Annotated in this window: 15 protein-coding genes and 1 pseudogene; 4 read left to right on the top strand and 12 right to left on the bottom strand. The window is 62.8% G+C overall.

What is annotated here, in order from left to right:
- The 9 genes and pseudogenes from AX672_RS07555 to AX672_RS07525 form a co-directional block, all read right to left on the bottom strand.
- Positions 1-486 (bottom strand): annotated as a pseudogene (locus AX672_RS07555) (hypothetical protein); the annotation flags it as partial.
- Between the two features lie 229 nt (positions 487-715).
- The gene (locus AX672_RS18540; protein WP_168727380.1) at positions 716-1,504 is read right to left on the bottom strand and encodes a DUF7946 domain-containing protein; all 789 of its coding nucleotides are present in this window, start codon (positions 1,502-1,504) and stop codon (positions 716-718) included.
- A gap of 17 nt (positions 1,505-1,521) precedes the next feature.
- Positions 1,522-2,220: a hypothetical protein gene (locus AX672_RS18535; protein WP_168727379.1), complete on the bottom strand. Its 699-nt coding sequence runs from the start codon at positions 2,218-2,220 to the stop codon at positions 1,522-1,524.
- The gene (locus AX672_RS07550) at positions 2,221-3,273 is read right to left on the bottom strand and encodes a ribonucleotide-diphosphate reductase subunit beta (RefSeq protein WP_066650486.1); all 1,053 of its coding nucleotides are present in this window, start codon (positions 3,271-3,273) and stop codon (positions 2,221-2,223) included.
- Between the two features lie 68 nt (positions 3,274-3,341).
- On the bottom strand, positions 3,342-3,545 hold the full coding sequence (locus AX672_RS07545) for a hypothetical protein (RefSeq protein WP_066650485.1): 204 nt from the start codon (positions 3,543-3,545) through the stop codon (positions 3,342-3,344).
- On the bottom strand, positions 3,542-3,865 hold the full coding sequence (locus AX672_RS07540; RefSeq protein ID WP_066650484.1) for a hypothetical protein: 324 nt from the start codon (positions 3,863-3,865) through the stop codon (positions 3,542-3,544). Before AX672_RS07540 ends, AX672_RS07545 begins: the two co-directional genes overlap by 4 nt.
- Before the next feature lie 7 nt (positions 3,866-3,872).
- Positions 3,873-4,268, bottom strand: a complete 396-nt coding sequence (locus AX672_RS07535; protein WP_066650476.1) for a membrane protease subunit — start codon at positions 4,266-4,268, stop codon at positions 3,873-3,875.
- Positions 4,269-4,300: 32 nt separating this feature from the next.
- Positions 4,301-6,214, bottom strand: coding sequence for a ribonucleoside-diphosphate reductase subunit alpha (locus tag AX672_RS07530; RefSeq protein WP_443026229.1), 1,914 nt, complete (start codon positions 6,212-6,214; stop codon positions 4,301-4,303).
- A gap of 468 nt (positions 6,215-6,682) precedes the next feature.
- A complete protein-coding gene (locus AX672_RS07525; protein ID WP_231731202.1) occupies positions 6,683-9,310 on the bottom strand; it encodes an EAL domain-containing protein in 2,628 nt (875 codons plus the stop codon).
- A 169-nt stretch (positions 9,311-9,479) separates the two neighbouring features.
- Between AX672_RS07525 and AX672_RS07520 the strand changes: the two genes are divergently transcribed.
- Positions 9,480-10,997 (top strand): fumarate hydratase, encoded by a 1,518-nt coding sequence (locus tag AX672_RS07520; RefSeq protein ID WP_066650469.1) that lies wholly within the window; start codon positions 9,480-9,482, stop codon positions 10,995-10,997.
- Positions 10,994-11,668, top strand: coding sequence for a hypothetical protein (locus AX672_RS07515; RefSeq protein ID WP_066650467.1), 675 nt, complete (start codon positions 10,994-10,996; stop codon positions 11,666-11,668). The genes AX672_RS07520 and AX672_RS07515 overlap by 4 nt, the downstream gene beginning before the upstream one ends.
- Before the next feature lie 22 nt (positions 11,669-11,690).
- Here AX672_RS07515 and AX672_RS07510 read toward each other — a convergent pair whose 3' ends face one another.
- Both AX672_RS07510 and AX672_RS07505 read right to left on the bottom strand, forming a co-directional pair.
- Positions 11,691-12,074 (bottom strand): hypothetical protein, encoded by a 384-nt coding sequence (locus AX672_RS07510; protein ID WP_231731201.1) that lies wholly within the window; start codon positions 12,072-12,074, stop codon positions 11,691-11,693.
- The gene (locus AX672_RS07505; RefSeq protein ID WP_066650463.1) at positions 12,071-12,472 is read right to left on the bottom strand and encodes an EVE domain-containing protein; all 402 of its coding nucleotides are present in this window, start codon (positions 12,470-12,472) and stop codon (positions 12,071-12,073) included. The genes AX672_RS07510 and AX672_RS07505 overlap by 4 nt, the downstream gene beginning before the upstream one ends.
- A gap of 170 nt (positions 12,473-12,642) precedes the next feature.
- On the opposite strand from AX672_RS07505, the gene AX672_RS07500 reads away from it, so the two are divergent.
- Together AX672_RS07500 and AX672_RS07495 are read left to right on the top strand one after the other, a co-directional pair.
- Complete coding sequence (locus AX672_RS07500; protein WP_066650458.1) at positions 12,643-12,984, top strand: hypothetical protein; 342 nt, start codon at positions 12,643-12,645, stop codon at positions 12,982-12,984.
- Positions 12,985-13,091: 107 nt separating this feature from the next.
- A complete protein-coding gene (locus tag AX672_RS07495) occupies positions 13,092-13,364 on the top strand; it encodes a DUF3297 family protein (RefSeq protein WP_066650456.1) in 273 nt (90 codons plus the stop codon).
- 58 nt (positions 13,365-13,422) lie between these two features.
- Here the strand turns inward: AX672_RS07495 and AX672_RS07490 are convergent, their stop codons facing one another.
- Positions 13,423-14,178, bottom strand: coding sequence for an isocitrate lyase/PEP mutase family protein (locus tag AX672_RS07490; protein WP_066650454.1), 756 nt, complete (start codon positions 14,176-14,178; stop codon positions 13,423-13,425).
- Positions 14,179-14,313 lie beyond the last annotated feature (135 nt).

Raw genomic sequence — 14,313 nt, 5'->3', positions numbered from 1 at the left:
GGCATCGATATCGCGCAAGCCCCCAAGCAGCTTCGTCATCGTTTGCGTCGCATAGCCCGCGCGATCGGGGAAGGCCGGGTGGCGATCAACCTGCGAACCAAATCGGCCCGTATCGAGCCGCGCGAGCATGAACATCAGCAGCGCGTCGGAGGGGATGACGGACTCGCCGATCAGCTCGCCGTCGCGCCAATATTGGCGGCGGCTGCCATGCACGGCGCGCTCCATTGCAATATCGACCAGCCGCGCACTCGCACAGCGCAACGCCTGGTCCCAAGCGAAGGCAAAATCCTTGCCCTTGGGGTGCCGCCGCAGGCGATAGGCCGAATAGGGCGCCACACCGACCACACGACACGCCTGCGTGACGCAGCCGTGATCCGCCAGCGCCTCGATAAAATCGCGCTGCCGCTCGGCGCTCCAGCCATTGTGGCGCTCACGAAGGGTGGCGGGAGTGAAGGTGAGGGTGTCGGGGGTCTGGGACTTTGGCATGGGGCAGCTCCGGGTCGTTGGGGAGCTGACCCATATAACCAAATGGGTGAGTGTTGGAAAATTGATTTTCTGGATCACAGGTGCGGCGCGGTAACGCGGCTGTTGATGCGGTCTGTGCAAATCCGCGCGCCGAACTAGAATCAGCGCTGATCCCGCCGCGCGTCACGCGGAGTTCGCGATCACGGTCGCAGTCGTAAGCGATATGTCGGGAGTAGCGGCGAGCCACCTATTACTGAAGGCCGGCTATCGGATAGGCGTCATGGATGATGATACGCTTAAGTCTCTCATCGGAATATCTCACTTCGCTGTAACGAATGTTCACCGTTGCTCCAGTTCGCTCAGCATATTGTGTAAGAAAGCGTGATAAAGTAGGAATGGTGCGTGCTGCTGAAGCTCGGGGTACATAGAAGGGTATAGTCCGGCCTAGCCCGTGAAAGAAAACCCTACCTGTTCGCGCATTAACATTGAGTGCGCCAACGGATACATCAAGTACCTCCTCATCCTCAGATATATCTTCGGTCTCGAGGTATTCCCTCGTGTTACTATCAAAGGTCACATCTTCGCCATCCTCCGGAGCGATTCGGATCGATTTGTTCGGTTGATCAATCCATCGATGCGCTCTAAGAAGACCGGGCGTGGCAGCTTCAGCCAAGGCGTCTATGTCACCAGAAGTATATTCAACGCCTTGTACGTTAAGAGATCCTTCTGCTGCTTGCCCGGTCGCACGCAACAGGACTCGCCGAAACAACGCCGAAGCGCGAATTTTTGCCGCTGCCCTTTGTGCTTCGCCGGCGATCCGAATTACCTCTGATATCAGGACCGTAAGGCTGCCTTCTTTGGTACCGCTGAGATAATATTGAATTTGGCTTGAATACGGCGAACGAAACCTAACGTTTCCTTCAGCCACATAATGGCCAACTAAATTCCCAACTCTGCCGAGGCCTGAAAGGGATTCCGCACCGCTGTAGAGGTCAACCCGGTGGTCGCCTGCCTCTCCACCATTAAAGCGGATTTCCATCAACTCCTCCAAGCATGCTAATCGTCGTGATCCGTCAGGTGAACAGCGACATAGTTTACGAACCAAGCTAGCGAAAGGCAAGTCGATGTGAGCACTAAGTAATACTGTAGATCGATCCATCCATTAGTTATCTGAAGCTTCCAATCGACAATAATATACAATCCCGCAGCTACCGGAGAAAACATTATTATCAACCCTAACAGTGATGTTAGAATCATTACAAAAATAAAGATGTTTCTAGAAATAATATTGCTTGGAAGGGCGTGCATGATTTGACTTGATGTTTCCAACCAAGCATGCTCGTTCGGAATGGTTCGATATACGGCCAACGAGTCGTGATGCCACTGATGATCGCAAATCGATCTCATAAGTCGATCAAATACTCTAGCGTCAACATTTTTTGCAAAACTAATGCAGAGACTTAACTGAGATCCGAGACAAAAGAAGAATAAACCATGAGGAACTTCGAAAACCTTCTGGTCAAAAATAACCAGATCCATTCTTAATCCTGCCACCCTAACGATGTATAGCCCAACGAAGGCTAGGGATATATACAAGAAGCGATTAGCTTCTTTTGAACTGTTGGCTCTCGCTGCCGATAAACGCTCAAGTATTTTTTCAGCGGATGCGGGACCAGCAGCATCAGGCGTAAAGTTCTCGAAGGCTGCTAGCCCAATCGTACGCAGCGCGTCTTGAGAGGGCGGCGGAGTTGCCATTTATTCCGCCGCAATCCCCGCCTGCGCGAACATGTCCGCTTCCCCCGCATCCTCGTTCGCCGCCGGGGCCGCCTTCACCTTCTGGCGCTTGTCGAAGCTGTCCCACACGTCGTTCCAATTCCCGCGCGTCGCGCCCTTCGAATATTCGGTCGCGCGCTGTTCGAAGAAATTGGCGTGTTCGACGCCGTTGAGCAGCGGGGCGAGCCACGGCAGCGGGTGTTCGTCGATCATGTAAATCGGCTTCAGGCCGAGCTGCCCCAGCCGCCAGTCGGCGATGTAGCGGATGTATTTCTTGATTTCCTTGGGCGTCATCCCCGTCACCGGGCCCTGTTCGAACGCCAGGTCGATGAACGCGTCCTCGAGCCGCACCGTCGTCTGGCACACGTCCATGATGTCGTCCTTGACCGCCTTGGTTAGGCAGTCGCGTTCCTTCACGAATTCGTGGAATAGCCGGACGATGCCTTCGCAGTGCAGGCTTTCGTCGCGCACGGACCAGCTCACGATCTGGCCCATGCCCTTCATCTTGTTGAAGCGCGGGAAGTTCATCAGCATCGCAAAGCTCGCGAACAGCTGCAGCCCTTCGGTAAAGCCGCCGAACATCGCCAGCGTCTTGGCGATGTCTTCATCGGTGTCGACGCCGAAATTCTGCAGATAGTCGTGCTTGTCCTTCATCTCGGCATATTCGAGGAACATGCCGTACTCGCTTTCGGGCATGCCGATCGTGTCGAGCAGATGCGAATAGGCCGCGATGTGCACCGTTTCCATGTTGCTGAACGCGGCGAGCATCATCTTGATTTCGGTCGGCTTGAACACGCGGCCGTATTTGTCGTGATAGCAATCCTGCACCTCGACATCGGCTTGCGTGAAGAAGCGGAAGATCTGCGTCAGCAGGTTGCGCTCATGCGCCGACAGCTTCTGCGCCCAGTCGCGGCAATCCTCGCCCAGCGGCACTTCCTCGGGCATCCAGTGGATCTGCTGCTGGCGCTTCCAGAAGTCGTACGCCCAAGGGTACTCGAACGGCTTGTAGGTCTTGCGGGCGGAGAGGAGGGACATGGCGTGGGCCTTTCGGTGCTTGATTCAGAATATGGGGTGTGCGGGGGCGGGCGTCATCGGCGCGGCTCTCATCGACCTTGCCCCCAGCTCGACAGCGCATAGGCGAAGCCGCCGAGGATGATCGCGCCGGCGCCGAGCATCGTCCCGGCGATCCGGCGGCGGTAGATCGCGGCCTCGCTCGCGGCCGGACGGGTGAGCGTGAACGCGGCTCCGGCCAGCGCGAGCAGCGCGACGACCGCCATCACCAGCGGGGCGGAGATCAGCTCGCTCATCGCCGGTCCCGCCGATAGACGACGCGCTCGACATAGACTTTCTGGCTGCTGCGCGCGCCGACGCCGAACACGACGATGCCGAGGAAATAGCCGAAATCATACCAGCCGCCGTTGTTGGGCACCGCATAGATCGCGATGTCGGGCACGAACACCGACGCGACCCAGGCGACGGGGAAGATGAAGCCGTGCCACAGCCCGAGCCAGAAGCCCGGCGCGCCCGGCGCAACCCCGCTCGCCGCCTGATGCGCGGTGCATCCGGCGACGAACATCATCATCACCAGCGCGGCGGCGCGGCGGGTGGGACGGGCGATCACGCGCATCACAGCATCACTTCTCGGCATCGAGCCGCCGCGCCTCGGTGACGGGCAAGCCGGCTTCGGTCGGCACATAGATGAGCGATGCCTTCGAATCCTCCAGCGCCTGAATCTGCAGATAGCGTAGATAGCCCTCGGGCCCACCCAGACTGTTTTGCAGGATCTGGTTCGCCTTGGCTGCACCCTGCGCCCGGATGACTTCGGCCTCGGCGAGCGAGATGGCGCTTTCCTTCTTGGCCCGCGCTTCCAGAATCGCGACTTGCCGTGACGATTGCGCCTCGGCCAACGCGGCTTCGCCGGCAAGTCGCTGCGAATAGACGCGGTATTGCGGCCACCCGATCAGGAGCAGCACCAACAGCGCCAAGCCGCCAATAGCGGCGATGCCAAAACATCCCGTCCGCTGATCCATTTGCCGATCGCCTTAAGCTAACTGACCGATGATCACTGACACGCCAGACACTCATCGTAATCGGTGTTCGGCAGCTCGATCTTCTTCGCCTCGGGCGTGTTGTCGGCCTCGACGCCGCCCGCGAAACCGGCGCGCTGGATCGACTTCGAGCGCAGATAATAGAGCGACTTCACCCCCAGCTCCCACGCGCGGAAGTGGAGCATCAGCAGATCCCATTTTTCGACATCGGCCGGGATGAACAGGTTCAGCGACTGCGACTGGTCGATATAGGGCGTGCGATCGGCGGCGAGTTCGATCAGCCAGCGCTGGTCGATCTCGAAGCTCGTCTTGTAGCAGTCCTTTTCCTCCTGGCTCAGGAAATCGAGGTGCTGCACCGAGCCGCCATTCTCGAGGATCGAGCTCCACACGCCTTCGCTGTTCTTCGCCTTTTCGATCAGCAGCTTCTCCAGATAGGGATTGCGGATCGAGAAGCTGCCCGACAGCGTCTTGTGGGTGTAGATGTTGGCCGGGATCGGCTCGATGCACGCGCTCGTCCCGCCGCAGATGATGCTGATCGACGCGGTCGGCGCGATCGCCATCTTGCAGCTGAAGCGCTCCATCACGCCCTGATCGGCGGCGTCGGGGCAGGGGCCGCGCTCGACCGCGAGCTGCATCGATGCTTCGTCGACTTGCGCGCGGATGTGCTTGAAGATCCGCAGGTTGTACTGCTTGGCCATCGCGCCTTCGAACGGCAGCCCGCGCGCCTGCAGGAAGCTGTGGAAGCCCATCACGCCGAGGCCCACCGACCGCTCGCGCGCGGCCGAATAAGCGGCGCGCTCCATGCCCGGCTCGGCGCGGTCGATGTAATCCTGCAGGACATTGTCGAGGAAGCGCATGACATCCTCGATGAAGCCCTTCTCGTCCTTCCATTCGTCCCAGGTCTCGAGATTGAGCGACGACAGGCAGCACACGGCAGTGCGATCCTTGCCGAACTGGTCCTTGCCGGTTGGCAGCGTGATTTCGCTGCACAGGTTCGAGGTCGAAACCTTCAGCCCGACGTCGCGGTGATGCTTGGGCATCGCCTTGTTCACATGATCGGCAAAGACGATGTAGGGCTCGCCGGTCGCAAGGCGCGTCTCGACGAGCTTCTGGAACAGGCTGCGCGCGTCGACGGTGCCGCGCACCGACCCGTCCTTCGGGCTGACGAGATTCCATTCGCTGCCGGTGCGCACCGCTTCCATGAAGGCATCGGGAATCAGCACGCCGTGGTGCAGGTTCAGCGCCTTGCGGTTGAAGTCGCCGCTAGGCTTGCGGATTTCGAGGAACTCCTCGATCTCCGGATGGCTGATGTCGAGATAGCAGGCCGCCGACCCGCGCCGCAGCGAGCCCTGGCTGATCGCCAGCGTCAGCGAATCCATCACGCGGACGAAGGGGATGATGCCGCTGGTCTTGCCGTTCAGGCCGACCGGCTCGCCGATGCCGCGGACATGGCCCCAATAAGTGCCGATCCCGCCGCCGCGCGACGCGAGCCAGACATTCTCGTTCCAGGTGTTGACGATGCCTTCCAGGCTGTCGGGCACCGAATTGAGATAGCAGGAAATCGGCAGCCCGCGCCCGGTGCCGCCGTTCGACAGCACCGGCGTCGCCGGCATGAACCACAGCTTCGAGATATAGTCGTACAGCCGCTGGGCATGGCCCGCATCATCGGCATAGGCCGATGCGACGCGCACGAACAAATCCTGAAACGATTCGCCCGGCAGCAGATAGCGGTCGCGCAGCGTTTCCTTGCCGAAATCGGTCAGCAGCGCGTCGCGGCCGTGATCGACCTCGACCGGATAGGGCTGCGGCTTCACCGACCGGCTGTCGCGCGCGGCTGCGGCCGATGCCGCTGCCGTCGCCACGCCCGCCACCGCCGTGGCGGCAGCTGCTTCGACCATGTTGGTCGCGTCCCGAGCCATGCTGTCCATGTTCGCTTCCTGGCCTTCCCGAAAATCCATCACTGCTCCATCCCTGCCTCGCGGACCTGTACCGGTCCGACTCGGGGGCGAACCCCCATTCTACACCCGCGCGTGCCCGGACGAGAACAAAAAGTGTCCATCGTCTCGTGCAGCGCGCAGGAAATCCCGTTCCGCAACCCGCGGTTGCGGTGATCGAACTACCAGCGCTTGGGCTCGCCCCCGAACTCGACCACAACAGATTGTGCTCATTCGCGACGGCAGGCAAGACGGTAAATGACAGTTTAGGGACTCGGTTCGTCGCTCATATGACTCGGTTCATGGCACGACCGAAAATGTCCACAGGCGCGACGCGTGGACGCAAGCGGGATTGGAAAAAGGCAAGAGAACGGGGCAGGAACGAAAATAAATCGAGGGACTATGGTCGTTCGCGTACCCTAGCGTCCGATTGATCGGCGCAGCCGCGCCGTGACGCGCGCGTCAGCTGGCCTTCTTGACCTTCATGCCTTCGCTCGAATTGAGTCGCGCGACGTTGAAGCGGTCTTGGAATTCGATGCCGGCGCGACCGTCCTTGGCCCAGCGGACGCGTGCGGGGAACATCTGGCCTTCCAGCAGCTCGATCAGCAGCGTCACTTCCTGCGGATTGCGGCCGAATTCGATGCCGTCGATCATCGCGCCGGTCGACGAAATGTCGCGGATGCGCACTTCGCCGCGCTCGCCCGCGACTTCGAGTGTCGCGGTGCGGAACAGCTTGGTGCGCGGCGCGCGGCTGACGCGGTAGCCCGAAATCGTCGCGGCGCCTTCGCCCTTCACCAGCGCGTCGAGCACGAATTCGGCGCGGGCGGGTTTGCCATAGACATAGCCCTGGATGTGGCTGCACCCGAGTTCGCGGATCAGTTCGATCTCGTCCTGCGTCTCGACGCCTTCGGCAGTGGTTTCCATGCCGAGCGATCCGGCGAGCGTGACGATCGCCTTGATGATCGCCGCATTGCGGCTGCCCTTGATTGCCGCCCCACGCACGAAGCTCTGGTCGATCTTGATCTTGTCGAACGGCGCCGACTTAAGATAGCCGAGCGATGAATAGCCAGTGCCGAAATCATCGAGCGCGAGCCGCACGCCAATGCCCTTCAGGCTCTTGAACATCGCGTCGGTCGATTGGTTTTCGTTGAGAAACACGCTTTCGGTGATTTCCAGTTCGAGCTGGCTCGCGGCGATACCGGCCTTGGCGATCGCATTGGTGATGATCGCCGGCAGCGCAGGGTTGGCGAACTGGATCGGGGAGACGTTGACGCCGACGCGGACGTTGCTCGGCCATTTCGCTGCTTCAAGGCAGGCGGTTCGCAACACCCATTCGCCGATCGTCTCGATCAGTCCGCAATCTTCGGCGACAGGAATGAAATCGGCGGGGCTGATCGCGCCGCGGAGGGGATGTTCCCAGCGGATGAGCGCTTCATAGCCGACGATGCGCGCGCTCTCGGTCGAGACGACCGGCTGATAGACGAGCTGAAATTCATTCTGCACCAATGCGTGGCGCAGATCGTCTTCAAGGCGTTTGCGGTTCTGAGCGCCGTGAAGCAGTTCCTCGCGGTAAAAGCGGTGGATGCCGCGCCCGTCGGCCTTGGCCGCATAGAGCGCGAGATCGGCGTTGCGCACCAGCGTTTCGGGATCCTTGCCGTCCTGCGGCGCAATCGCGACGCCGATCGAACAGCCAATCGTCACGGTATTGCCGTCGATCGAATAGGGGTGCGACAGCGCGTTGATGATCGTGCGGGCAAGGTCCGACAGCCGCTCGGGATCATTCTCGCTCGGCAACACGACCTGGAATTCGTCGCCGCCCAGCCGCCCGACCAGCCCGGCATCGCCGACCGCGCGCAGCAGCCGCTGCGCAACCTGCTTGAGCAGGATATCGCCAGTCTGGTGGCCAAGCGTGTCGTTGACCACCTTGAACCGGTCGAGATCGAGCAGGAACAGGGTGGTGGGCCGATAGGGACCGACCGGCTGGTTGAGGGTCTGTTCGAGCGAAGCGCGCATGCGCTGGCGGTTGGCCAGACCGGTCAAGCCATCAAACAGCGCAAGCCGGGTGATCTCGGCCTCGGCCCGGCGCTTTTCGGTCAGGTCGGCGCCCGAGCCGACGAAGCCCTGAAAGCGACCGGTATCGTCAATCACCGGCCGCCCGGAAATCGACCACCACCGATCGGCGCCGCTGGCGGCTGCGCCGCGCACCGTATAGTCGGAAAAGCCGGTCCGCGACGACATGTGGAAGCTCAATGTCCGCTCGGTGCCCGGCGCGGTATTGTCCATCTGGAACACAGCGGTCAGCGGGCGTCCGACCGGCGACTGGCCGGGATCACAGATCGCGTTGGCGACTTTTTGTGTCAGATAGGTCAGGCAGCCTTCGCGATCGGTCTGCCAGAACCAGCCCGTCCCATTGCTTTCAAATTCATGCACCAGCCGCGCCGCGAGCTCGCCCTCGTGATATTCGGTGGTCACTTGCAGGGTGCGGATCACGTCCTGCTGGGCAACGCGCCGGGTGGCGAGCAGCAATGTAAGCAGGCAAATGCCTGCGATCGTGCTCGATGTGCCGGGTCCAACAAGAATGACGATCATGGCCACGAGCGCCGTCGCAAAGGCAAAGGTTGCCGCCCGCATGGGGTGGATTGCCATGGCCGTGCCGACCAACGCGCCCAATCCGGCCACGACGCAAACCAGCTGGCTGCGATCGAGCGGCAGCCTGCTCGCCTGCCAGATCAGCGCGACCAGTCCCGCTGCAATCCCCCCGCAATAAACGATGGCGGCCCAGTTGTGCCGGTAGGCGGGCCAGCTGCGGCAGATCGGCAAGCGAAGCAGCATCAGGGCCGTAAAGCTGAGCCCCAGAATCACGCCGCCTATTTCGCTGACCCGCAGCATGAAAGGCACGCGTTCGGTGAGGAAAGCGGCGATCACGACAATTGCAACGGCGCAAAGCTGGACGACGAGCGTGAACGGCCAGATTGCCCCGACTTCGCGCCGCTGGCCGACAAAGTCGACCTTGTCGACAGCTTCGTTGCGCAGCGAGAGCCCCAATGCCTGCCAGGTGCTTGTGCGCTCATGGTGGGCTGGGCTGGTCAACTTGGGTCCTGCTGCGTTCGAAGCGGATGGGGCACTTGTCGGACGCAGTAACGAAACGACCTTAAAAAATCCCTGATGCGTGTTGCGTTTAGCCAAGCGGCTTGGCGCCTGCGGCGCGGGGTCTTATGGCGCGGGCAGGGCTGGCGCCAATTGCCGAGCGAGGACCGAAATGACCGTCACCATCAGCGAATCCGACCTGATCGAAAGCGTGGCCGATGCGCTGCAGTTCATCAGCTATTACCACCCGATGGATTATATCCGCGCGCTCGGCGAGGCTTATGCCGCCGAACAGAGCCCGGCGGCGAAGGACGCGATCGCGCAGATCCTGACCAACAGCCGGATGTGCGCCGAAGGACACCGGCCGATCTGCCAGGACACCGGCATCGTCACCGTGTTCGTCAAATGGGGGCAGGACTGCCGGCTCGACTCCGACCGGTCGCTGCAGGACGTGATCGACGAGGGCGTGCGCCGCGCCTATCTCCACCCTGAGAACAAGCTGCGCGCGTCGATCCTCGCCGATCCCGCCTTCACCCGGCGCAACACGCGCGACAACACGCCGAGCGTGCTCCACGTCGAAATGGTGCCCGGTGCCACGGTGTCGGTCGATGTCGCGGCCAAGGGCGGCGGCAGCGAGAACAAGAGCAAGTTCAAGATGATGAACCCCAGCGATTCGATCGTCGACTGGGTGCTCGAAATGCTGCCGCAGATGGGCGCGGGCTGGTGTCCGCCGGGCATGCTCGGGATCGGCATCGGCGGGACCGCCGAGAAAGCGATGCTGCTCGCCAAGGAATCGCTGATGGGGCCGATCGATATGGCCCAGCTGAAGGCGCGCGGGCCGGCAAGCGATATCGAGGCGTTGCGGATCGAGATTTACGACAAGGTCAACGCGCTCGGCATCGGCGCGCAGGGGCTGGGGGGGCTGTCGACGATCCTCGACGTCAAGATTTTCGACTGGCCGACGCATGCCGCCTCCAAGCCGGTCGCGATGATCCCCAATTGCGCCGCGACGCGCCACGCGCATTTCACGCTTCATGGGTCGGGGCCGGTCTATCTCGAGCCGCCCAAGCTGAGCGAATGGCCCGACGTCAACTGGACGCCCGACAAGGCCGCGATCCGGGTCGATCTCGACACGCTGACGCCCGAGGTCGTGCAAAGCTGGAAGCAGGGCGACCGGCTGCTCCTGAACGGCAAGATGCTCACGGGGCGCGACGCCGCGCACAAGCGGATCGCCGACATGCTGGCCAGGGGCGAGGCGTTGCCGGTCGATTTCGCGGGCCGCGTGATCTATTATGTCGGGCCGGTCGATCCGGTCGGCGAGGAAGTGGTGGGGCCGGCCGGTCCGACGACGGCGACGCGCATGGACAAGTTCATGCGCATGATGCTCGACCAGGGGCTGCTCGCCTGCGTCGGCAAGGCCGAGCGCGGCCCTGCCGCGACCGAGGCGATCAAGGATGCCAAATCTGCCTATCTGATGGCGGTCGGCGGCGCGGCATACCTTGTCGCGCGCGCGATCAAGGGATCGAAGGTCGTGGGCTTCGCGGACCTCGGCATGGAAGCGATCTACGAATTCGCGGTCGAGGATTTCCCCGTCACTGTCGCGGTCGATTCGACCGGCGCCAACGTCCACCAGCTCGCGCCGCTGGTGTGGAAGGAAAAGATCGCGCGCGAAGGGTTGCTGGTCCAATGAGCGGGCAATCCTGGCTGCCGCGGGCGTCGTGGCTGGTCGGTTTGCTGATCGCCTATCCGACCGCGAGCGTGGCGATGCCGCAGATGCTGTTCTTTCCCTATCAGGCGCAGATCGGCACGACGCACGTCTATGCGGAGTCGCCGATCGACCGCGCGGCGATGGCGCAAACGCTGGCGCGCGCCGATGCCCGGCTGGCGACCTCGCCGCTCGATGATCGCATCGTCGGCACGCGGCTGTTCCTGACCGAAGGCGGCTGGCGCTGGCTATTGCTGTCGTTCGGCTCGCGTACCAGCCTCGCGCTGACCCGACCGATGTCCGATCTGATGGCAGACGCCGTGATCGTGAACCGGCGTGCGGTGGCGATCGATGGCGCCGCTTCCGACGGGATCAGGAAGCGCCGACTGTCGAGCGTGGTCGCGCACGAACGCACGCATATGCTGGTCCGCGTCCATCTCGGCTGGGTGCGCGCGCTGACCCTGCCGCTCTGGAAGAGCGAGGGCTATGCCGATTATGTCGCGGGGGACAGCACCTTGTCCGCCGCCGAAGCCGAGCGACTGCGGGCCGCGGGCAGCAAGCACATGGCGCTCGCCTATTATGACGCGCGCCTGCGCGTGACGGCGGCGCTGGCGAAGAATGGCGGCGACGTGCGCAAATTGCTGCGCGAGCCGTGACGCGGCGCGACCGGGTAGGAGCTTAGCCCGGCTGGCCCGAAGGCGCCGATAGCGCCGCTTCCAGAGTGGCGATCAGGCTGGCGACATCGGTCTGCTTGTCGAGGGTTGCTGCATCGACCAGCACGCGCGGCGGTGCGTCGGCATCGGCGATCAGGATCGCCGGCAGCGCGATGTCGAGCCCCGGAAAGGCGCGAGCAAAGCCGTCGCGGTGATAGAATTTGATCCGGTGGGGCAGCCGCGCGAGGTAAGTCTTCCAGTCGCGCCGCATCGCCACCGCGCCATAGGTGACCGCGCACAGCGAACAGGGATAGGTAGCAGGCGAGATCAGCTTGTGCGCGGCGTCGATCAGCGCCGCGCCGATGCCGTCGGGCGCATTGTAGACGAAGATCAGTGTCGCCGCGCTCACGCGCCCGCCAGTTCCATGATCACGGCCCATTCGGCGTCGGTGACCGGGCTGACCGACAGTCGCGACTGCTTGATCATGCGCAGCTCGGCAAGGCGCGGCTCGGCCTTCATCGTCGCGAGCGGCACCGGCTTGGGGAGCTTGGCGACGCATTCGACTTCGACCGACACCCATTTCGGATCGGTCGGGTCGGGCTGGAACGTGCGCGTCACACGCGCGGTGCCGACGGCTTCCTTGCCGGTGTTCGAATGGTAGAAAATCAGGCCGTCACCCACCGCCATCGCGCGCAGGTGAATGGCGGCGGTCGCGTTCTTGACGCCGGTCCATTCGGTGCGCCCTTCGGCGACGAAATCATCCCAGCCATAGACATCGGGTTCGGATCGGATCAGCCAATATGCCATGACGTTGCTCTGCCCGAGCCTGCCGACCCTCGCAAGACGGACTGGCGGCTAAACGCTGCATGAACGGGCCATTCCCGGCGTGTTCAGGCTGGCGCGGATATGGCATGCAACAAGCTCGGCAGCAGGGCGTTGCTTGATCGGGCTCTGGTAACTGGCTGAAAGGACAGGCGATGACTTCATTTTTCAAAAAGGTCGGAATCGGTGCCGTGCTGGCCGCGACCGTGCTGACTGTTGCGGCACCCGCTGAGGCGCAGCGCTATGGCTATCGCGACTATCGTGACGACCGCGCGGGTACGGCAGTTGTCGCGGGGCTTGCGGGGCTGGCGATCGGCGCGACCATCGCGTCGAACCGCTACGATCGCTTTTATGGACCGCGTTTCTATGGTCCCCGCTACCGTGGCTATTACGGCCCGCGTTTCCGCGGCTATTATGGCCCGCGCTATCGGCCCTATTACGGCCCGCGCTTCCGCGGCTATTACGGCCCGCGCTACGGCTATGGCTACCGCTACTAAGGTTGCGTGATCGGTGATCCCGGGGCGGGCGCGCTGCCCGTCCCGGTGGTAGCCGGGGCCGATCGGGGCTGGTATTTCGCGCGGGCTTGCGCCAAAGGCGCGGGGCTATGACCGACACGCCCCCCGACCGCCTTTCATCCAACCCGCGCAGCCCGTTCTTCGATCAGGCGCTGCTCGAACGCGGCATCGGCATCCGCTTCAAGGGTGTCGAGCGCAAGGACGTCGAGGAATATTGCCGTTCCGAAGGCTGGATCCGCGTCGCGCTCGGCAAGAAGGTCGACCGCCACGGCCAGCCGCTGACACTGAAATTGTCGGGCGAAGTCGAGGCGTGGTTCGAAAAGCCCGCCGAGGGCGATGCGAGCGAGGCTGAAGAGGCCTAAGGCAAAAGTTCTTCAACCCCTCTCCTTCAGGGGAGGGGTTTGAGACTTTCGAGTTAACTTACCCCAGCGCCACCCGCGCGGCATCCTCCAGCGCCTTCATCGCCAGTCGGTACGGCCCCGGTCCGTGGCTCACTCGTGCGATCCCCGTCATCGCTACCTGCGCTGCGCTCGGCGCGCCGGGGAAGGCCATGAAATTGACCGGCAGCGGTGACCCCTTGCAGACCTTCTCCAGCAGGTTGAGGTCGACCAGCCCCGGCACGAAGAAACCGCTCGCGCCGGCATCGGCATAGGCGAGCGCGCGCTCGATCGCGGCGTCGACCATCGCGGCGTCATGCGCCTCGGCGGGCGCGATCAGGAAGATGTCAGTGCGCGCATTGATGAAGAAGCTAGGCCCCACGGCCTTGCGGATCGCCCTGATCCGCGCGACCTGCTCAGCGAGTGAATGCAGCGCGCGCGGGGTGGCGCCGATCACCTGATCCTCGAAATTGCAGCCGATCGCCCCGGTCGCGGCGAGAGCGGCGACATTGGCTGCCGTGCGCATCGCATCGGTCGCATAGCCGCCTTCGAAATCGATGCTGACCGGCAGCTTGGTCGCCGCCACGATCCGCGCGGCATTGGCAATCGCGAGGTCGAACGGCAGCCCTTCCGCATCGTGAAACCCCTGCGCAGCGGCGACCGACCAGCTCCCCGTCGCGAGCGCCTTCGCGCCCGCGCGCTCGACCGCAGCGGCGGAGCCTGCGTCCCAGACATTGAACAGGATCAGCGGGCTGCCGGGGACATGGAGCTTGGCGAAAGTGGTGAATTTGTCGGACATGGCGGGCCTCCCGAAGCGGATTATGCCGAGGCTGGGGCGGGGAGGCTAGGGGGAAGGATTTGGCTAAGAAGGGCTGCTTGTGGTGGAGAGCGGACGGGTAGCTTCAGCGCGTCCTTGTGCCTGACTCTTCCCCTT

This window comes from Sphingomonas sp. CCH10-B3 (genome assembly GCF_001556185.1).
Lineage (GTDB): Bacteria > Pseudomonadota > Alphaproteobacteria > Sphingomonadales > Sphingomonadaceae > Sphingomonas > Sphingomonas aquatica.
The sequence above is the reverse complement of the archived record's forward strand: the minus strand, read 5'-3'. Positions and strand labels throughout refer to the sequence as shown.